Genomic DNA, 20,299 nt, shown 5'->3' on the forward strand with positions numbered 1-20,299 from the left:
GCCAGGCGCAAGGATCGATTTTCCGCGCTTAGATGCCAGAATGCGTCTGAATGCAAGCTGGCTCTGTTCTGCCACGGCCGGGCGCTGCGGTTCCTGCTCAGCCGCGCAGCGGATAGCGGACCACCGGATCGTAGCACGCCCCGCTGGCCGTGAGCTGGCTTTCATAGAGGATCATGTGATCGACGGGCCAAGGGATACTGGCAAAGTCGCCGTGTGCTGCCAGCCAGCCGGCGATCGAGCCGGCGGAGCGGTTGAGGCGGGCGAGCGTCACGTGCGGCGCGAACCTGCGGGTTTCGACTGGGTGACCGGTGCGGCGGCAGGCGCGCTCGACCCGTCCGTGCAGCACGCCCAGCGCTGGCGAGTCGGCGACCCCGGCCCACAGCGTGTGCGCCGCACCCTTGCGTTCGAAATGGCCGACTCCGCGCAGGCCCAGCGAGAACGGCTGCATCGCGACACGCCCCAACTCTGCCGCGATCTCCTGCGCCTGAAGGGGCGGCACCTCTCCGATGAAGCGAAGCGTCAGGTGCAACTGCGTCTCGTCCTGCCAGCGGGCGTTCTCCACCCCGCCCATCAGATTCATCAGCTCCGCGCGCACCGGGGCGGGCGGGCGCAGGGCTACGAACAGGCGCGGCACCGGAGCAGCTCTTGTCCGCTCAAGCCGCGGATGCCTCTCCGTCCGTCACCCCGCCGCTGGCGTCCGTCTCCGCGCAATGGCGCTTCAACCGGAACGCCAGCATCAGCATCAGCACGCCGCTGACGATGGCCCAGAACCCGATTACCCACGCCACCGACAGGAGGGTGATCGCCGGATTCTGGAACAACAGCCAGACCAGTGCCAGCGCCAGCAGGACCGACAGCGCGCCGAGCGCGATCAGCGTCCATTCGTTGTTGATGCTGCGCCGCAGGCGCCACGCGCTGACGATCTGCAGCACCCCCTGCACTGCCGCCCAGCCGATGATCAGCGCGATGAAGGTCAGCGCGTAGGCAATCGTACCGATCAGGGGGAAGGCGACAAAGATGATCCCTATCAGCACCCCGAACAGGCCGGACAGCGCCAGCGGCAGCCAGCGGGGTTGATCGGCGCGGGCGCGGCGGTAACCGCTGACAAGCGCAAACAGCCCGTCGACGAAGCTGAAGGCGGCAAACACAAGCGCAAAGGTGAACAGGGCTGGCGCGGGCAGCAGCACGGCAAACGCTCCCAACAGCAACATCAGCACTCCGCGCAGCGCAAACCACCCCCAGTTGCGGCTCGGCATGTCATCTGCAAACGAAAGCATCCGGCCGACCGGAGAAGTGGCGGCGGTGGGTCGGGCGGGTCCGGTATCCAAGGGGGTGGCTCCTTTAACGTTGGCCGCGCCTGACAAGCCGGTGCGGGTGCGATACCGTTGGAACCGGAGGCGGCAGGCGCGCCCCGCCTCCGGACCTGTCAGGCAGGATCAGTCAGGCAGGATCAGCTGTCCTGCCGGTCCTTGTCGTTCTTGCCTGCCTTGCCTTTCTTGCCATCGGCATCGCCGTCGATCAGCTGCTCGGCCTGATTGCGGCCCTGTGCGCCTGAATCGCGGATCTCGATCCGGCGGCCTTTGGCCTGTTCCTCGACCTTGGGCAGGGTGATGGTCAGCAGCCCGTTGTTGAACTCCGCCTCGGCGGCTTCGAGGTTCACCGACGAAGGGATGGAGATCTGCCGTTCGAACCGGCCATAGGAAAACTCGCTGTAACCGTTTTCCGATGTCTTGCGCTGCTTCCGTTCGCCAGACACGGTCAGCATTCCGTCGTCCATGCTGATTTCCACGTCGTCGCGCGACATGCCGGGCAATTCGGCGTGGATGGTGATCTGCTTGTCGTCCTGCTCGATTTCCAGCGAAGGCCAGCTGGTCAGCATGGTCTTTTCGCTTTTGTCCTTGTCCTTCTTGCCGCCCTGCTGGCCCAGCAGGTCGTCAAACATCTGGTTCATCTGCTTGTGCAGGTCGAGCAGCGACCCACCACCGCGGCGATAGGGGGTGATGTAGGTATAAGGCATGGCGTCAGCTCTCCTTTGTTTACACCGTTTACAGTGGCGCATCGTTCCTTTGCGTGCGAACGCTTGGAACCGGCCACCGCCATGCCGATGAAATGCGCTATACGCAGTCCGGTTCCTCAGGCCAAGCCATTGTATTTGAACCTCATTTCCCGAATATGCGGCTCACCCGCGCCGCGCCGTGTTCAGTTCACGATGTCCGAGATGTCGTTATCTCGCCACGGCTCAGGCAGGCTTGCCTGCGGGCAGAAGCGGGCGCTGTTGCTCCACCCGTCCTCTGACGTGCTGGTAAAGCGGTCGTTCGCCGGGATGTCGTAGCTTGTGATCCTGTTTTCGCCGTCGCACCGTTCCCGCACCTCGAACTGGCGAGCGCCACGGCGCGTTATGCGAAGCAGCTCGCATGAGGAACGCGAGGCGGACACGCCTTCACGCGAGACGAGCATCAGCGTGGCGTTGGATGCCTGGGCGCAGGGCGTGTCGCTTGCAACATAATATCCGCGGCGCAAAGGCAGGCTGTCGATTGCCTCGCCGCCGGGCGAAGCGGCCGTGGCGGGCGTCGTACCGGCGGCGACCGGCGCAGGGGAAGGCGCTGCGCCCACCGCGCTCTCCACCGGCATGACGGCCGGTGCGGCGGCAGGGTCAGCCGTTGCGGCGGCGAGGGCGACGGGCTGCGGTGCGGCTGCGTCATTCCGCGCCGCATCCGCGGGTGTGGGCGATCCGCAGGCGTTGGTGAGCATGCCTGCCGCGAAAAGCGCGGCGACGGTGAATGCATGGGTTCTCATATGTCCTCTCCCCTGTTCGGGCGACGACCGTTGCGCCTGCGCGGCAGACAGGGTCGCAGCCACCCGGCGGCAATAGCACAAACTGCCGCATTGCGCACCAGCGGGCACGCGGCCGAGTTGCGGAGCAGCCGCGGTGACCTACATCTGCGGCGGCGCCGCAGCGCGCCGCGTGCCTTGACACGCCCGAACATTACAGGAACACGCCCTCAAATGGCATTAACCACAATTTCCGTGCGCGGCGCGCGCGAGCACAATCTCAAGGGCATCGACATCGATCTTCCGCGAGACGCGCTGATCGTGATCACGGGCCTGTCGGGTAGCGGCAAGTCAAGCCTGGCGTTCGACACCATCTATGCCGAGGGGCAGCGGCGGTATGTCGAGTCGCTGAGCGCCTATGCACGGCAGTTCCTCGAGATGATGCAGAAGCCCGATGTGGAACACATCGACGGCCTGTCGCCCGCCATCTCCATCGAGCAGAAGACGACCAGCCGCAATCCGCGTTCGACCGTGGCGACCGTGACCGAGATTTATGACTACATGCGGCTGTTGTGGGCGCGGGTCGGCACCCCCTATTCCCCTGCAACCGGCCTGCCCATAGAGGCGCAGACCGTCAGCAACATGGTCGACCGGGTCATGGCCCTGCCCGAAGGGACGCGCATCTACCTGCTCGCGCCGGCGGTCCGGGGACGCAAGGGCGAATACCGGCGCGAGTTGGCCGAATGGCAGAAGGCCGGGTTCACCCGCGTGCGCATCGATGGCGAGATGTACCCGATCGAGGAAGCACCCGTTCTCGACAAGAAGTTCAAGCACGACATCGAAGTGGTGGTCGACCGGCTGGCGGTGAAGGCCGGGATCGAAACGCGGCTGGCGGACAGTTTCGAACAGGCGTTGAAGCTGGCCGAGGGTCTCGCCTACGTTGATCTGGCCGACACCACCGTGGCCGAAGCGCTGGCCGGCCGCATGGACGTGCGCCCCGCCGGCATCGGCCCGGACGCTGATGCCGTGGAGGCGGCGGCCGAAAAAGGCGGGGCGATGAAGGGCGCGGGGCTGCCGCCCAACCGCATCGTGTTTTCCGAACGCTTCGCCTGTCCCGTGAGCGGCTTCACCATCGAGGAGGTCGAGCCGCGCCTGTTTTCCTTCAACGCGCCGCAGGGCGCCTGTCCCACCTGCGACGGGATCGGCGAGAAGATGCTGTTCGACCCGCAGCTGGTGGTGCCGAACGAACATCTGTCCTTGAAGAAGGGCGCGGTGGTGCCGTGGGCGAAATCCAACCCGCCGTCGCCCTATTACATGCAGGTGCTCGCCTCGCTGGCCAAGGAGTTCGCCTTTTCTCTCGACACGCCGTGGGACGCGCTGACCCCGGAACAGCGGCACATCGTGCTGCACGGCACCGGGGGCAAGGCGGTCCCGCTGACCTTCAAGGACGGGCGCAAGGAATACACCGTCAGGAAAGCGTTCGAGGGCGTCATCGGCAACCTCAACCGCCGGATGCTGCAGACCGAAAGCGCCTGGATGCGCGAGGAGCTGGCGAAATACCAGACCGCGCAACCGTGCGAGACTTGCGGCGGCAAGCGGCTGAACGACAAGGCGCTGGCGGTAAAGGTCGCCGGCACCGACATCGCCACTCCCGTCCGGATGAGCGTCGCGGCGGCGAAGGCCTGGTTCCTCGCCCTGGAGGAGCAGCTGGGCGAGACGCAGCGGCAGATCGCCCGCGCCATCCTCAAGGAGATCAACGAGCGGCTGGGCTTCCTCGACAATGTGGGGCTCGACTACCTCAACCTCGACCGGACCAGCGGCACGCTGTCAGGCGGTGAAAGCCAGCGCATCCGTCTCGCCAGCCAGATCGGCAGCGGGCTGTCGGGCGTGCTCTACGTCCTCGACGAACCGTCGATCGGCCTGCACCAGAAGGACAACGACCGCCTGCTGGAAACGCTGAAACGGCTGCGCGACCTGGGCAACACGGTGATCGTCGTCGAACATGACGAGGACGCCATCCGCGCCGCCGACCACATCGTTGATCTTGGCCCGGGTGCGGGCGTGCGCGGGGGCGAGGTGGTGGCGCAAGGGACGCTGCGCCAGATCCTGAAGTCGAAGAAGTCGCTGACCGCGCAATACCTCACCGGGGCCATGCGGATCGAGGTGCCCGCCACCCGCCGCAAGGGCAATGGCCGGAAACTGACCGTACACGGGGCGCGGGCCAACAACCTGCGCAATGTCACCGCCTCCATCCCGCTCGGCACCTTCACCTGCGTCACGGGCGTGTCAGGGTCGGGCAAGTCGTCCTTCACCATCGACACGCTCTACGCCGTCGCCGCCCGCCAGCTGAACGGCGCGCGGATTATTGCCGGGGCGCACGACAAGGTTACCGGCCTCGAACACTGCGACAAGGTGATCGAGATCGACCAGTCGCCCATCGGCCGCACCCCGCGGTCGAACCCCGCCACCTACACCGGCGCCTTCACCAACATCCGCGACTGGTTCGCCGGCCTCCCCGAAAGCCTCGCGCGCGGGTACAAGCCGGGCCGCTTCTCCTTCAACGTCAAGGGCGGCCGGTGCGAGGCGTGCCAGGGCGACGGCCTCATCAAGATCGAGATGCACTTCCTCCCCGACGTCTATGTCACCTGCGAGGAATGCGGCGGCAAGCGCTACAACCGCGAAACGCTGGAGGTGCGGTTCAAGGGGATGAGCATCGCCGACGTGCTGGACATGACGGTGGAGGACGCGGTGGAGTTCTTCAAGGCCGTGCCCCCGATCCGCGACCGCATGGCGATGCTGAACGAAGTCGGCCTCGGCTACGTCAAGGTGGGGCAGCAGGCGACCACCCTGTCCGGCGGCGAGGCGCAGCGGGTGAAGCTCGCCAAGGAACTCGCCCGCCGGTCCACCGGACAGACGCTGTATATCCTCGACGAGCCGACGACGGGCCTGCACTTCGAGGATGTGCGCAAGCTGCTGGAAGTGCTGCATCGCCTGGTGGATCAGGGGAACAGCGTGATCGTGATCGAACACAATCTCGACGTCATCAAGACGGCCGACTGGATTGTGGACCTGGGCCCGGACGGCGGGGTGCGCGGCGGGGAGATCGTGGCGGAGGGGACGCCGGAGGATGTCGTGCGCGTGGAGCGGTCGCACACGGGGTTCTATCTGAAGCCGCTGCTGGCGCGGGCGCGCGTCGAAACGGAGGCGGCGGAATGAGCTTGCGCGAAGATCTGCATCGCGCCCGCACCGAAGAAGACGTCAAGGATGCCTACATCAAGGCGCTGGGTCTTAAGGGCGTGTTCAAGGGGCTGGTCGATATCCAGACACCCGAAATCTGGTTTGAGGCGAAGGAATCCCCCACGCCGCCGTTGTTGATGTTCGCCCAATTGCTGACCTATGTGCGTGCCGCGCGCAAACGCGGCGAGGCGATCCCCGGCTTCCTGTGCGTGATCGACCGCGAAAAGGCGGCGCTGATGGCGACCGAGCACGCCATGCCGCTGCTGGACGACAAGAGCATTGTGTGGCCCAAATCCGGTTCAGCCGCGGACAAGGCGCTGGCGGCGCAGATCGCCCCCACCATCGAAACGCATTTCGTGCTCTACCATATCGACGGATACGAGGCCGAGTTCATCAAGGCCGCCAAGGATGCCGTGCGCGAAGGCCGGATCATCCGCACCCCTATCACGCCGGATAATCTGCGGCAGGTGTTCGACAAGTGGGTGGCGATGGTCGGCGTGGAACTGGGTGTGAAGCGCGAGGCGGATTACGCCGTCCTGTTCTTTGCCGACATCATGCACGATGGCCGCAACGAGGCGATGCGCAACCTGCCCGCCCGCCTGCTGTTCAGCGGCGACAAGCCGGTGTTCATCATGGGGGCCGATCAATACGAACTGGCCAGCGAGCGCGGCTACCGCAATTTCTGGAACATCTATCACCGCCCGCCCGAACAGAAGCACCGGCACTATCTGCTCGAACGGCGCGACAGCCTGCTGCCGATGGACGACCAGAAGTTCAAGGGCGCCTTCTACACCCCGCTCCACATCGTCGACAAAGCCTATGACCAGCTTGCCGCGACGCTGGGGACGGACTGGCAGCAGAAATACATCGTCTGGGACATGTGTGCGGGCGTCGGCAATCTGGAGGCCAAGCATTCCAACCTGCGCAATGTCTTCATGTCCACGCTGGATCAGGAGGACGTGACGATCATGCGCAGCAACCCGGCCTTCGCCGGGGCGGAGATTTTCCAATACGACTATCTCAACGACGATGTGACCGATTTCGGTGAGATCGACTACGATTTGTCGGGCAAGGTGCCGATGGCGCTCAGGCAGGCGATTGCCGATGCGCGCGAGGGGAAGAGGGGTGCGAAGCCGATACTGGTGCTGATTAATCCGCCTTATGGTGAGGCCGGTAACTCAATCGGTAACGCTGGGAAAACGGGTATCGCTACTACCCGAATCAGCCACAGCATGAGCAATCTGGGCTATTCGGCTCGGGAGTTGTTCGTGCAGTTCCTGCACCGAATTTTGATCGAGTTACCTGAAGCCAAGCTGGCGATGTTCAGCACTCTCAAATACGTCAATGCCCCCAACTTCGAGCGGTTTCGCAAACAGTGGGAAGCCAAGTATCTCGATGGGTACATTGTCCACAGCAAGGCGTTCGACAACCTGAAGGGCAACTTTCCGGTTGGCTTCCTGATCTGGGACTTGGCGCAGCATGAACCTGCCGAGGTCATTCAGACCATCGCACTAGACAAGGCTGGAGATATCATAGGCGAAAAGAGCTTCTTCGACTTTCCTAACGACCGCTTGTTGACCGAATGGCTGCCCCGTTCGCGAAAAAACCGGGTCGAAGCGGTGCCGCTGACAAACGCAATCACGCCACTGACAAAGACGACCGGCATCCGAAATCGCAATTGGTCAGACGGAGCTATCGCACACTTTTTCTGCAACGGGACTGACCTGCAAAACTCAGGGACGATGACCGCCATTTTTTCATCCGTCCACTCAATCGGACACGCAGGGGGCTATTTCATCACACCAGAAAACCTATGGAAAGCGGCGATCATTTTCACCGTTCGAATGATCATTCCGCACACTTGGCAAAACCACAACGACCAGTTCTTGCAACCCACGAAGGCACTTTCCGACGAGTTCAAGTCCGATTGCCTCGTCTGGATGCTGTTTGCCGGAAAGAATCTCACCGCAGGCGCGGACGGGCTGCGCTGGAATGATCGCGACTGGAGCCTGACCAACCACTTCATCCCCTACACCGAGGCCGAGGTGGGTGCGAAGGCGCGATTCGAAAGCGATTTCATGGTGCGCTACATGGCGGACATGGAAATTTCACGCGAGGCGCAGGCCGTGCTCGACGAAGGTCGCAAGCTGTTCCAGCGCTTCCACGCCACCAGCTTTCCGAACAGGATCCGGCAGGAATACAAGCTGAACCGCGCCGATGCAGGGTGGTATCAGGTGCGACGCGCGCTGGAAGCCTACAGCGATACCGAACTGACCGACTTCGCGCCTTTCAAGGCTGCCTACGCCGCGCTCAGTGAAAAGCTGCGCCCGATGGTGTACGAATTGGGCTTCCTGCCTCGCTGACCTGCCCCCTGTCCTACACACCCCCGCCCGTGCCATGCTCCCCGGTTCCCCTGCTCCCATGGAGAACCGCGCATGACCCTCCACACCGCCATCCTTTCGCCCGGCGCCGCGCCTGACACGCGCGAGCCGGTGGGTTCGACTTCCACCCTGTCCGCCCCGCCGCTCGCCACCTTCATCGACGACCTGCCCGCCGACGACACCCGCGCCGCGCAGCATCAGTTCACCGCCGCGCGCCAGGCCGCGTTCCTGTCGCGGCTGGCGGAGTGCGGGTCGGCGCGGTCGGCCGCCAGGGCGGCCGGGATCAGCCATCAGACCGCCTATCGCCAGCGGCGCGCCTGCGCGCGGTTCCGGCGCGCGTGGGATGCCGCGCTGCTGGTCGCGCGGACGCAGGCCGAGGAGGTGCTCGCTTGCCGCGCGCTCGACGGGGTGGAGGAGGAGGTGTGGTTCCGGGGCGAGGTCGTGGGCACCCGCCGCCGTTACGACACGCGCCTGCTGCTCGCCCATCTGGCGCGGCTCGACCGGCTGGTGGAGGATGCCGACACGGCCGCGCTGGCGGAGGATTTCGACGCGGTGGTGGCGGCGCTGGAACGGGGCGAGGAACTGCCGCCGCCTGCGCCCCCGGCCGCGACCGGGCCGCTCGCCGCGCCCGCGCCGGACGGGCGCGCAACTTCCTCTGGACGGTGTAACACCCGGTCCATGTCTCCGCCGGAACCTGAGGATGCGGTGGGCGACGAGGATGACGAATGGGAGAAGATGACGGTGGCGCAGCGCTGGGAAGCGATGGAGGCGGCCCGCCCGCGCCGCGCGCCGCTGCCCGAAGAGCTGAGCGACGATCTCGACGCGGTGGTGGTGCAGTTCCGCGCGTTCGAGGCCGGGGTGCCGGAATGGTGGCTGCTCACCAGCTGGGAAGAGCTGGACGACCGGCTGGATGAATTGGAAGCGGCGGAGATGAAAGCGGAGGGGGAGGCTTTGCCTCCCGGCGGCTAGGCAGCGGGCGCCCGGGCCTGATCAGCCGACCCGTTCGAGGCGGACGCGGGCGGACCCGGCGCCCACCATGTTGAGCCGTTCGGCGGCGGCGCGGCTGACGTCCAGCACGCGGCTCTTGTGGAAGGGGCCACGGTCGTTGACGGTGACCACGACGGAGCGGCCGTTGCGTTCGTTGGTGACGCGCAGGCGGGTGCCGAAGGGCAGGGTCCGGTGCGCGGCGGTCATGGCGTTCATGTCGAAGCGCGCTCCGCTGGCGGTGCGGCGGCCGTGGAACTCGCTGGCGTAAAAGGATGCGGTGCCGGTGCCGATCAGGGTGGCTTCCTCGGCCGGCGCTTCCTCGGCCGGTGCTTCCTCGGCCGGGGCCGCGGGCGCGGCGAGCGGGGTCGCGGAGGGGGCGGTCAGCTCGCCGGCGGGAACGCCATTGTCGGGCGTGCTGGCGGACCAACCGGCGGTGGCGCTGGTGGCGAGAATAGTGGCGAGCGCGCAGAGGCGCAGAGTGCGTTTGGTCATGGAGAACCTCCCGTTCCGTGTGCAGCCTCTCTACGGAAGGGGGGCGTGGGAGTCGTTAAGAGGCGGGTCCGCCTGCCCCATTCGCGCCACAGTTCATCGACGAGTTGAGTGCAAAACTGTGGAACCAGCGAATGACAGGCGAGTTAAAGCGCGTCCGGCCGGTCGCGTCTGGCCAGCAGGCGCAGGCGCAGGGCGTTGAGCTTGATGAACCCTTCGGCGTCCTTCTGGTCGTACGCGCCGGCGTCGTCCTCGAACGTCACATGCCGCTCGGAATACAGGGAATGGGGTGACCGGCGGCCGGTGACGGACGCGAGTCCCTTGAACAGGCTGAGGCGCACGTCGCCCGTGACCTTGGCCTGCGAATGGTCGATCGCGGCCTGCAGCATCTCGCGCTCGGGAGAGAACCACAGCCCGTTGTAGATGAGTTCGGCATAGCGCGGCATCAGCTCGTCCTTGAGGTGCGCGGCGCCGCGGTCGAGGGTGAGCTGTTCGATGCCGCGGTGGGCGGCGGCGTAGATGGTGCCACCGGGGGTTTCGTACATGCCGCGGCTCTTCATGCCGACGAAACGGTTCTCGACTAGGTCCAGCCGGCCGATGCCATGCCGGCGGCCCAGCTCGTTCAGTGCTGTGAGCAGGGTGGCAGGCGACATCGTCTCGCCGTTGAGAGCCACTCCGTCGCCACGTTCGAAGGACAGGGTGATGTGTTCGGGCGCATTCGGAGCGTCCTGCGGATCGACGGTGCGGGAATAGACGTAGGGCGGTACTTCATCCCACGGATCTTCCAGCACCTTGCCCTCGGAAGAAGTGTGCAGAAGGTTCGCGTCGGTCGAGAACGGGCTTTCCCCGCGCTTGTCTTTCGGCACCGCAATCTGATGCTTCTCGGCCCAGTCGATGAGCGCGGAGCGGCTGGTCAGATCCCATTCGCGCCACGGGGCGATGATGCGGATGTCGGGTGCCAGCGCGTAGGCGGACAACTCGAAGCGGACCTGGTCGTTGCCCTTGCCCGTCGCGCCATGGGCGATGGCGTCGGCACCGACGTCGCGGGCGATCTCCACCAGCCGCTTGGAAATGAGCGGGCGGGCGATGGACGTGCCGAGCAGGTAGTCGCCTTCGTAGCGCGCGTTGGCCCGCATCATGGGGAACACGAAGTCGCGGACGAACTCTTCCCGCAGGTCTTCGATGAAGATGTGGTGGTCGGGGATGCCCATCGTGCGGGCTTTGGCGCGGGCAGGCTCGATCTCTTCGCCCTGCCCGAGATCGGCGGTGAAGGTCACGACCTCCAGCCCGCGTTCCACCGTCAGCCATTTGGCAATGACCGACGTGTCGAGGCCGCCGGAATAGGCAAGGACGACCTTGCGGGGATCAGGGCGCTGCTGGCCGGGCATCGTTTACTCCGTCTGGAACAAGGACCGGCTCCGTAACAGCGGCTTTCCTACATCGCAATTCAGCGGTTACGACTTCGGTCGCCGCTCTGCTTCCACCATGTAGTCGCGCGTCAGCGGGAGGGCATCACGCTGGCGAATGTACTGGATCTGGTAGTTGCACATCGCACCGCTTTCGAATGCGGCTGTGGCACCGGCGAGGTAGAAGGTCCACATGCGGAAGAACCGTTCGTCGAACATGGCGATTATGGCCTCGCGGTTGGCTTCGCAATTGGTGTACCAGGCACGCAGCGTGCGGGCGTAATGAAGCCGCCAGGTTTCAACATCCGACGCGATCAGCCGGGTCTTTTCACTCGCGGCGACAGTCTCCGAAAGTGCGGGGATATAGCCGCCGGGGAAGATGTATTTGCGGGTGAACGCGTCGGTGGTGCCGGGGCTGCCCATGCGACCGATGGTGTGCAGCAGCATGACGCCGTCATCCGTGAGCAGGCTGGCGCAGGTCCGGAAGAACGTTTCGAACTGGGCGCGCCCGACATGCTCGAACATGCCGACAGACACTATCCGGTCATAGCGGAAGTCGCGTTGCGGCAAGTCCCGGTAATCGATGAGTTCAAAGATGATGCGGTTGGCGACCCCGGCTTCCTCCGCGCGCCGCTTGGCCAACTGAAGCTGTTCCTTGGACAGGGTAATGCCGTGGACATGAACGCCGAACCGCTTGGCCAGATAGATTGCCATGCCGCCCCAGCCGCAGCCGATGTCCAGCACCATGTCATCCGGCCTCAGGCGCAGCTTGCTGGCGATATGGGCCAGCTTTGCCTCCTGCGCCTGCCCCAGTGTCATGTCCGTGCTTGGCCAGTAGGCACAGCTATACTGCATATGCTCCGGATCCAGCATGAGGCGGTACAGATCGTTGCCGATATCGTAATGATGCGCGACATTACGCCGGGCGCTGAGTTGCTGGTTGACCTGCTCCATGGCGAAGGCGGCGCGGTTGCGCAGACGTCGGGGCAGGGCGGGGGGCCGCAGCCCGACACCCCGTTCCCATGGCTGGTTCATGCGCAGGAGCTGGACCAGCTGCATGATGTCCCCCTGCTCGATAACAAGCCTGCCATCCATGAACGCCTCTGCCGCGCCTATACGCGGATCAAGGATGATGGCGCGGGCAGCAGCGGGGTCGATGAGGCGGATTACGACGTCGGGATAGCCGGCGGCAGGCGTGCCAAAGCGGCTTGTGCTGCCGGCCGCATGATGGACCTCCAGGGTTCCGTGGCTGATTGCGTGCCGCAGGAAGCGTTCCAGAAGTGTAGTGCTCATACAGGATTGTTTATCGAACCCCCGCCACGTGCGCCACCCTGGTCAGGCGGGCCGCGCGCCGGGTTCGTCCCGCGCGAGGTAGATGACATCGCGCGCCTGCCTGAGCAGATGCTGTCCGCTGTCGACGAGCAGGGTTTCGCCGCTCGCCAGCAAGCCTTGCGCGAGAAAGACGCAGCCATCGGCGATTTCACCGGCGCTCGTCCTGCGTTGCAGCAGGTTCAGACGGTGGGAGACCTCGGCTTCGGCAGCGTTCTGGTCGTGACTGGGCAGGATCGCGCCGGGGGCAAGGGCATATACCCGGTCCGCTTCGCGCGCCGCACCCATCGCGAGCAGAGGTACCGCTCCGGCCAGCGCAGCCTTGGTCAGCGTATAGGAAAAGAAGTCGGGGTTGGGGTTGAACAGCTTCTGATCGGTGATCGCGATCGCCCGCCGACCCTGCGCTGCATAGGCATGCGCCAGGTAAAGCTGGATGAGGCGAGCAGAAGCCCTGGCATTCACCGTCAGCAGCCGGTCGAACAGATCTTCGTCCAGGGCGGCGGCGTCATCAGGCAGGAACAGAGCGGCATTGGCGACGCAGCAGCGCCAGTCAAGCAGCCTTGCACTGAGGACAGCCACCATTTCCTCGACCGCGCCGGGGTCGCTCAGTTCGCACTGCACCGTCTCTGCCGACGGCAGTCCAGCAGCCAGGTCTGTCGCTTCCCTGGCCGAGCGATGGTAATGAATTACCACGTGCCAGCCAGCCTTGGCGAAGCCCTCGGCAATGGCGGCGCCGACCCGCTTGGCGCCACCTGTCACGAGAACCGCAGGACGCGTCATTCAGGAAGCTTCCGCCTTGCCCACCAGCGCTGCTGTTGTCAGGTCCGTCATGCTTGCCGCGCGCTCAGGCATTGCAATGCGCCGTCCGGGGCGGCTTTGGTGCACGAGTTTGCCGTCGCGATGGGTGGCGATGCCGATGTTGATCCAGTCAACGTAGCCCGCTTCGACCTTCAGCCGTCGTCGATCGGGCGGGATGGCAGCGAGGTTGCGGTTGCGTATGCCCTCGACCCGAGTTTCGGGCGTCTGGCCCATTGCCACCGCCACTTCTTTAATCAGCAGTTCGCTCCGGTTGTCGGCAATACCCGACCGGACCAGCCCCTCGCAAGAATGGCCGGCAATCCGAAAAGGGCGGCAATAGGTATAGTGCAGGCCATCGTATGCGGATGCTGCCTGGTCCTGCATGTCACTGCCTAGCCGACGAAGAGAACATCTGGATCAAGTATCACGCGGGCAGGCACAGGCCAAGAAGATGGTCTGGGGAAGTATGCCCGCCCCGAGGGCTCATCTGGCGCGTCGCCAGTGTTCATGCCGCGCTCTCGATCTCCCGGTCGCGCTCCGCCCGGCTCTTTTTCTCGGCCGCCGTCCTCAACTGCCCGCAGGCAGCATCAATATCCCGCCCGCGCGGCGTGCGGACCGGCGCGCTGATGCCAGCGGCGAAGACGATTTCGGAAAACCGCCGGACCCGGTCGGGGGTAGAGCATTCGTATGGCGCACCCGGCCACGGATTGAACGGGATCAGGTTCACCTTCGCTGGAAGGTCGTAAGCCTTCAACAGCCGGACCAGTTCACGCGCATCGGCGTCGCTGTCATTCTTGTCGCGGAGCATGACGTACTCGAAGGTAATCCGCCGCGCGTTGGAGGCGCCGGGATAGGCGGCGCAGGCAGCGAGCAGTTCCTCAATGCCGTACTTGCGGTTCAGCGGAACAATCTCGTCGCGTATCTCCTTGGTCACCGCGTGCAGCGACACCGCGAGGTTTACGCCGATCTCTTCACCGCAGCGCTGCATCATGGGTACGACCCCGCTGGTCGACAGGGTGATCCGCCGCTTTGACAGCGCCAAGCCATCTCCATCCATAACCACGCGAAGGGCGTCGCGAACATTCTCGAAGTTATAAAGTGGTTCGCCCATGCCCATCATCACGATGTTCGTGAGCAGGCGCCCGTCCGACGTGTAGTGCCCGGCATCCTCCACATCTTCCAGTCCCGCCATGCTGCCGCGAGGCCATTCACCCAGAGCATCGCGCGCCAGCATGACCTGGCCTACGATTTCGCCTGGCGTGAGGTTGCGGACCAAGCGCATGGTACCGGTGTGACAAAACCGACAATTCAGGGTGCAGCCCACCTGGCTCGACACGCACAGCGTGCCCCGGTCGGCATCGGGGATAAAGACCATCTCGAAGTCGTGCCCGTCTGCCGTCCGCAAGAGCCACTTGCGGGTGCCATCGACCGAATGCTGCGCCTCCACCACGTCCGGCCGGCCGATCACGAAACGGTCCGTCAGCCATGGGCGCATCGTCTTGGCTATGTCAGTCATCTGCGCGAAGTCAGTCACGCCGCGATGATAGATCCAGTGGAATATCTGCCGGGACCGTAGCTTCGCCTGCCGCGGGTCCAAACCGGCCTGCTCGAGCAGTTCCTGCACTGCGGGACGGGCAAGGCCCGTCAGATCGACACGCGCGTCCGCGCGCGGTGTGACCACGCGGGCAACTGGTACCGGATCAACAAGACCGGGGGGCGACATGAGGGCAGTGTCAGACATTGAGCGGCCGCATATAGGCAAAATCTTGCAATTTGCCAGCTTGTCGATCGCAGACCTTTGCGTTCCCGCCGAACTTAGCCCTCGACCATTGCGGCAATCAGATCGCGCAATATGTAGCAAAAATGACGCAATAATCTTGTAGTGTGAGGTTAATGAAACTGTTCACCTGCCAGAGAGGTTGGAGAGGTCATGCGGATGATCGTCCGTAAGCAAAGACATGGAGTATTTATGAAGACCTTCAATTACCTCGCCGCCAGCCTGGCTGGTTCGGTCGCCTTCCTCGCTCTCGCCGCACCGGCCAGCGCGCAGGTCGTCAACCCCACTTTCACCGGTCCCCGGGTTGAGGCGATCGTCGGTTACGACATCAACAAGGCTGGGAGCAGCATTGATGACGATTTCAACTCGGACAACGATCAGTCCTTTGAAGGCGTCGTTTATGGCGGAGCGATCGGCTATGACTTCGCGCTGGGTGGCGTGGTTGTCGGTGCCGAAGCTGAATTGACCGGGTCTACGGCCGACACCGATGTACAGGACGGTCGGCTTGAGAACGCCGGTCTCGGCAATGTGGATGCCGGACGCGACCTGTACCTTGGCGCTCGTGTTGGCTTCCTCGCTCAGCCTGATCTGCTGGTCTATGCGAAGGGTGGTTACACCAACGCCCGCTATGACGTGCGTGTGGACAGCGGCGATTTCGCACTCGCCACCAATCTGAAGACCGATGGCTACCGGCTGGGGGCGGGTATCGAATACGCCATGAGCCCGCAGAGCTTCGCGAAGATCGAGTACCGGTACTCGAACTACTCGCGTGCGGAATTGAACTTCGCCAATCAGGCGACCAGCGACCGGTTCGACATCGATCTGGACCGCCACCAGGTCGTGCTGGGCCTTGGGGTCCGCTTCTAACGAAAGAGGCAGATAGCAGCGGCGGCGGGGCTTCGGCCGCGCCGCCGATGTTATGATTTGTTACTGCAAGCGAGAGACGCAGCGTCCATGGCTGTCGGTGCGCCGCTGAGATTATACCTGTCGGAGAACGCGCGACCTTCCCGATCGCGGTAAAGCACCGTTAGCCGGTTTGTGTTACGCATCGCGGCGCGCATTGCCGCTTCGTCGCGGACGTCCAGAACCCAAGCATTGTGACCGCCGGCTACAAGGCGGAAGTACCGCTGGCCAATTTGCGCTCTTATGGCGGAAGAGGCTGCAGCGGTTCGACCCAAACTCCAGTGCAATTGCCCCTCGCCGTGCGATGAAGCAGTTGGCGTCACAGTCATATAAGGCTGCCGTTCACGAGCGCGAGGGTCTGCCTCTGCCATGGCTATCGCATAGCATTGCCCGGCAGCAGGATCACGAAACGCACCCCATCCATCGAAGATGCCAAGACTCTGCTTGGCGCCTGCCGATCCCGCGCACAGGGCAGCCGCGGCGCATAGGCCCGCAAATCCACGCCGCAGTCTCATCCCGCGTCGTTAGCGCAGGAAGTCGCCAGCCATGCGCGGGCGGCCACTGCTCTTTGCCCGATCAGGATAGAGGTGTTCATACACTGCCGCGTTTTCCAGCACGCGATGGACATAGTTTCTGGTTTCGGAAAACGGGATCCGCTCGATCCAGTCGACCCAGTCGACGCCGCCGGTGCGCGGGTCGCCGTTTGCACGCAGCCACTTGTTCACGTTTCCGGGACCCGCATTGTATGCGGCCACTGCCAAAGGATAAGAGCCACCGTAGTAGTCCAGCATCCTGGAGAAATAACCGCTTCCCAGCCGGATGTTATAGTCTGCCGAGTTGATGAGATCTGCGGACAGATAGGTCATGCCGAGCTTCCCTGCCTGCTCACGGGCGGTGCCGGGCATCAGCTGCATCAGGCCGCGCGCGCCGGCATGGCTGATGGCGTTATCGGCAAACTGGCTCTCCTGCCGGGTGATCGCGTGAACAATGGTCCAGTTGGTGCCGGCCGGAGTTTCAAGCTTCGGAAAACCTTGTGCCGTGAACTGTTCCAGCCCCTTCGAGGCGGCCGAGTCCGCCAGAATGACGGCCAGATCGCGCCGCCCGATTTCCCGCGCAAGCTCGGCCACAAGCAGGTGGTCCTCCACCGTTTCAGCCTGCGCCGCGATGGCGCGATAGAACTGGATGCCGGTGCTCCAAGGAGCGTCACGGGCAACCTCTGCAACGGCTTTCGTCAAAGGCTTGTCACGAAAGATTGCTCGCTGCTGCGCCGTTGGTTGGCCGGTGGCGGATTGTGATAACGCCGGCAAGCCCTGACCAAGCTCGCGCAGCGCAAGCATGCCGTAAAAGCGGTCGGGATAGGTGGCGGCCAATTCGTAATACTGCCTCGCCTGATCGCGCTGCCCTGCGCGACTGGCGGCACGGCCTGCCCAGTAAAACCCTTTTGACCGGGTTTGCGGCGTCTGAGCGGCCGAACCGTAGCGCGCGAAGAGCGGCGCGGCTGAGGCGCCATCGCCCATGTTCCACAAGGCCTGTGTCCCGCCAAGCCACATCAGCGAAGTGTAATCGTCGCGCAACCGGAAGGATGCGAGGCTGATATCCGTTCCTGGCGCAAAGAGATCGTCGACATTTCCGGCAATCCGAATTGCCGAACCTGCATCCGCGCTGCGCGCAATGCGCAGAGCCTCGCCAATGAAGGCTTCCGGGTCGTGAGCGGGTCGTGCGAAGTTCGCGCGGTTGGCCAGAAGCTGTGCCGCAGCAGCCGTCTGCCCGCTGGTGCGGTAATACCTTGCCAGATTATAGATGTAGCCGGGATCGCGAGCAGCAGCGGCTTGCGCGCCACCGCCACTCACCCCCGCGTCGCGTCCTTCCAGCATCGTAAGCCGCGCGACCATCGCCGGTTGCGCCTCGGCCGGCACAAGGGCGAGCTGCCGACGCGCTCCGGCCGCATCGCCCTGCCACAGCAATACATCCATGCGCTGGACATGGTCGGCTGGTGTGAACCTCGAACCATGGAGGTTGAGCAGCGCCGCCTCGGTCTGTGCGTCAAGCCGTCCGCCGAGCCAGGCGGTGCGCGCCGCCGCGGCCGCTTCGGGCCTGCCGAGCTGCGCCAAGGCCAGTGCATAGCGCCCGTGGGCGGTGTTGCTGAGCGGAGGGTTACGGTCAAAGAAAGCCGCCAGTGTGCTTGGTGCCACCGCCTGCCTTCCCAACGCCGTTTCCGCGCGAGCCTGCAACCGGCTCTCCTGCGGAAAGCCGGGGTAGGCCATCATGAAGCCTGCGTAGTCGTCGAAGTTCAGGTTTTCGGCAGCGATCAGCTGCTCCCAGCGAGCAATGGCGCCGCGCATCGGTCCAGGTGCCTGCGCAATCAGATTGGCCCGCGCCCGGTCCCACTCTTCCGCTGTGGCGGCAAGTGGCGACGAGGTAGGCTGCTCGGCCGCAATTGTCGGAGAGCCAGCCAGCATGGTCGCGGCGAGAAGGGTGCTATAGCGAAAGCGCTGCATCGGTTTGCGATTATCCATGCTGGACATTCTGACCCCTTGCTCCTTATCACGCCCTGAATAAATCCGGCTTGAAAGATAAACATTAACTTTTAGTCGGTCAAACGCTCAGCAAGGAAAACGTCAATGTTCTCAGGCTCAATTCCGGCCTTGGTGACGCCGTTCAGGAACGGATCCCTGGACGAGCCGGCGTTCCGGAGGCTGGTGGATTGGCAAATCGATCAGGGCAGTAGTGCGCTTGTCCCGTGTGGCACGACGGGAGAGGCTTCGACGCTTTCCAACGCCGAGCATCACCGGGTCATCGAACTGTGCATCGAACAGGCGGCCGGGCGTGTTCCGGTTATCGCGGGCTGCGGTTCGAACGATACACGAAACGCCCTGCTGCATATGAACTTTTCCAAGAAAGCGGGAGCGGCGGCCGCGTTGTGCGTCGCGCCGTATTATAATCGGCCCAGCCAGGCCGGACTGCTCGCTCACTTCAGCTTTCTGGCCGACAACTGCGACTTGCCCATCATCCTGTACAATGTGCCCGGCCGCACCGTGACCGACATCGAACCTGAAACGGTGTGCGAACTGGCCAGGCGTTTTCCGGATCAGATCGTCGGCATCAAGGATGCCAGCGGGGATCTGTCCCGCGTCACGGATCACCGCATGGGGATCTCGAAACAGTTTTGCCAGCTGTCCGGTGACGACGAACTGGCACTGCCGTTCAACGCAGCCGGAGGCGTCGGATGCATTTCCGTCACCGCCAATGTCGCACCTGGCCTTTGTGCCGAGTTCCAGAATGCTTGTGCGGAGAACGACCTCGTGCGTGCGCGGGAATTGAACGACCGCCTCTACCCGCTGCATTACGCCATGTTCGAAGATGCCAGCCCGGCGCCAGTCAAATATGCGTTGACGCGGGTTCATGAGTGGCTGACCGATGAGGTTCGGCTGCCCCTGTGCCGCGCCAGCGAACACGCAATGCGAGCCGTAGACGCGGCACTGCAGCATGCCGGATTGATCTCGCGTTAAGATCTGGCTTCACGCCTCCGGCTAAATCGATGGCTTTTTAGCCGCATCCGACATTGCGGGCTATGCAGTTGGCGCAGGCGCGCCTTCCAAAAAAGAGTGACGATGCGTGACCGGCCGCTGAGCGGCATTGGCTTTGGCGGCGCTAGCTCTTAAATGCGCTCGTCATGGCGCGGCCTAAACCTTCTCCGTTCGACAAGCTCAAGACCGTGGCCGAGAACCGGCGCGCGCGGTTCGACTATTCCATCGAGGACAAGTACGAGGCCGGCATCGCGCTCCAGGGAACAGAGGTGAAGGCGCTGCGCGCAGGCGAAGCATCTATAGCCGAAAGCTATGCCGAGGTGCACGATGGTGAGGTCTATCTCGTCAACGCCAACATCCCCGAATTCAGCCACGGCAACCGCTTCAATCACGAACCGCGCCGCCCGCGCAAGCTGCTGCTGCACGAGCGGGAGATAGCCCGGCTGCTCGGCGCGACTGAGCGGAAGGGCATGACGCTGGTGCCATTGTCGATCTACTTCAATCGCCAAGGTCGGGCGAAGGTTGAATTGGCGCTGGCCAAAGGGCGGCAGGCGCAAGACAAGCGGGAATACGTCAAGGATCGCGAGTGGCAGCGCGACAAGGCACGCATCATGCGCGAACGGGGATAACGGCGTGGGAGTGACTTACCGGGCGCGTGGTTCACGCCATGATCAGTTGGCGCCGCTAGGGCGG

The 20,299-nt window shown here is 64.0% G+C and carries 17 protein-coding genes; 6 read left to right on the forward strand and 11 right to left on the reverse strand.

From position 1 onward, the window contains the following. Positions 1–97: 97 nt before the first annotated feature. The 4 genes from thpR to LHJ54_RS09450 form a co-directional block, all read right to left on the reverse strand. A complete protein-coding gene (thpR, locus tag LHJ54_RS09435) occupies positions 98–634 on the reverse strand; it encodes an RNA 2',3'-cyclic phosphodiesterase (RefSeq protein WP_228243633.1) in 537 nt (178 codons plus the stop codon). A gap of 19 nt (positions 635–653) precedes the next feature. Then, complete coding sequence (locus tag LHJ54_RS09440; protein ID WP_228243634.1) at positions 654–1,328, reverse strand: HdeD family acid-resistance protein; 675 nt, start codon at positions 1,326–1,328, stop codon at positions 654–656. Between the two features lie 122 nt (positions 1,329–1,450). Further along, on the reverse strand, positions 1,451–2,017 hold the full coding sequence (locus tag LHJ54_RS09445; protein WP_228243635.1) for an Hsp20/alpha crystallin family protein: 567 nt from the start codon (positions 2,015–2,017) through the stop codon (positions 1,451–1,453). A 182-nt stretch (positions 2,018–2,199) separates the two neighbouring features. Beyond that, positions 2,200–2,796 carry a hypothetical protein gene (locus tag LHJ54_RS09450; protein ID WP_228243636.1) on the reverse strand — a complete coding sequence of 199 codons (597 nt, stop codon included), beginning with the start codon at positions 2,794–2,796 and terminating at the stop codon, positions 2,200–2,202. A gap of 210 nt (positions 2,797–3,006) precedes the next feature. Between LHJ54_RS09450 and uvrA the strand changes: the two genes are divergently transcribed. The 3 genes from uvrA to LHJ54_RS09465 all read left to right on the forward strand — a co-directional run bounded on the left by uvrA (position 3,007) and on the right by LHJ54_RS09465 (position 9,359). After that, positions 3,007–5,988, forward strand: a complete 2,982-nt coding sequence (gene uvrA, locus LHJ54_RS09455; protein ID WP_228243637.1) for an excinuclease ABC subunit UvrA — start codon at positions 3,007–3,009, stop codon at positions 5,986–5,988. Continuing rightward, on the forward strand, positions 5,985–8,372 hold the full coding sequence (locus LHJ54_RS09460) for a hypothetical protein (protein ID WP_228243638.1): 2,388 nt from the start codon (positions 5,985–5,987) through the stop codon (positions 8,370–8,372). Before uvrA ends, LHJ54_RS09460 begins: the two co-directional genes overlap by 4 nt. Before the next feature lie 72 nt (positions 8,373–8,444). Continuing rightward, positions 8,445–9,359, forward strand: coding sequence for a hypothetical protein (locus LHJ54_RS09465; protein WP_228243639.1), 915 nt, complete (start codon positions 8,445–8,447; stop codon positions 9,357–9,359). A gap of 21 nt (positions 9,360–9,380) precedes the next feature. On the opposite strand, the gene LHJ54_RS09470 is transcribed toward LHJ54_RS09465, so the two are convergent. The 6 genes from LHJ54_RS09470 to rlmN all read right to left on the reverse strand — a co-directional run bounded on the left by LHJ54_RS09470 (position 9,381) and on the right by rlmN (position 15,140). Continuing rightward, positions 9,381–9,869 (reverse strand): septal ring lytic transglycosylase RlpA family protein, encoded by a 489-nt coding sequence (locus tag LHJ54_RS09470; RefSeq protein WP_228243640.1) that lies wholly within the window; start codon positions 9,867–9,869, stop codon positions 9,381–9,383. 143 nt (positions 9,870–10,012) lie between these two features. After that, positions 10,013–11,254 (reverse strand): argininosuccinate synthase, encoded by a 1,242-nt coding sequence (locus LHJ54_RS09475; RefSeq protein ID WP_228243641.1) that lies wholly within the window; start codon positions 11,252–11,254, stop codon positions 10,013–10,015. A 66-nt stretch (positions 11,255–11,320) separates the two neighbouring features. Continuing rightward, a complete protein-coding gene (locus tag LHJ54_RS09480; protein WP_228243642.1) occupies positions 11,321–12,565 on the reverse strand; it encodes a cyclopropane-fatty-acyl-phospholipid synthase family protein in 1,245 nt (414 codons plus the stop codon). A 42-nt stretch (positions 12,566–12,607) separates the two neighbouring features. Continuing rightward, on the reverse strand, positions 12,608–13,381 hold the full coding sequence (locus LHJ54_RS09485) for an SDR family oxidoreductase (protein WP_228243643.1): 774 nt from the start codon (positions 13,379–13,381) through the stop codon (positions 12,608–12,610). Then, positions 13,382–13,783: a hypothetical protein gene (locus tag LHJ54_RS09490; RefSeq protein ID WP_228243644.1), complete on the reverse strand. Its 402-nt coding sequence runs from the start codon at positions 13,781–13,783 to the stop codon at positions 13,382–13,384. A gap of 121 nt (positions 13,784–13,904) precedes the next feature. Then, on the reverse strand, positions 13,905–15,140 hold the full coding sequence (gene rlmN / locus LHJ54_RS09495; protein ID WP_228243645.1) for a 23S rRNA (adenine(2503)-C(2))-methyltransferase RlmN: 1,236 nt from the start codon (positions 15,138–15,140) through the stop codon (positions 13,905–13,907). Positions 15,141–15,368: 228 nt separating this feature from the next. Between rlmN and LHJ54_RS09500 the strand changes: the two genes are divergently transcribed. Beyond that, a complete protein-coding gene (locus LHJ54_RS09500; protein ID WP_228243646.1) occupies positions 15,369–16,043 on the forward strand; it encodes an outer membrane protein in 675 nt (224 codons plus the stop codon). Positions 16,044–16,603: 560 nt separating this feature from the next. Here the strand turns inward: LHJ54_RS09500 and LHJ54_RS09505 are convergent. After that, entirely contained in the window at positions 16,604–18,604 is a 2,001-nt protein-coding gene (locus LHJ54_RS09505) for a lytic transglycosylase domain-containing protein (RefSeq protein ID WP_228243647.1), read from the reverse strand. A 96-nt stretch (positions 18,605–18,700) separates the two neighbouring features. Between LHJ54_RS09505 and dapA the strand changes: the two genes are divergently transcribed. Together dapA and smpB are read left to right on the forward strand one after the other, a co-directional pair. After that, entirely contained in the window at positions 18,701–19,588 is an 888-nt protein-coding gene (gene dapA, locus LHJ54_RS09510) for a 4-hydroxy-tetrahydrodipicolinate synthase (protein WP_228243648.1), read from the forward strand. Positions 19,589–19,752: 164 nt separating this feature from the next. After that, positions 19,753–20,235 (forward strand): SsrA-binding protein SmpB, encoded by a 483-nt coding sequence (gene smpB / locus LHJ54_RS09515; protein ID WP_228243649.1) that lies wholly within the window; start codon positions 19,753–19,755, stop codon positions 20,233–20,235. The last annotated feature ends 64 nt before the right edge of the window (positions 20,236–20,299 follow it).

The organism is Porphyrobacter sp. GA68 (assembly GCF_022605525.1).
Classification (GTDB): domain Bacteria; phylum Pseudomonadota; class Alphaproteobacteria; order Sphingomonadales; family Sphingomonadaceae; genus Qipengyuania_B.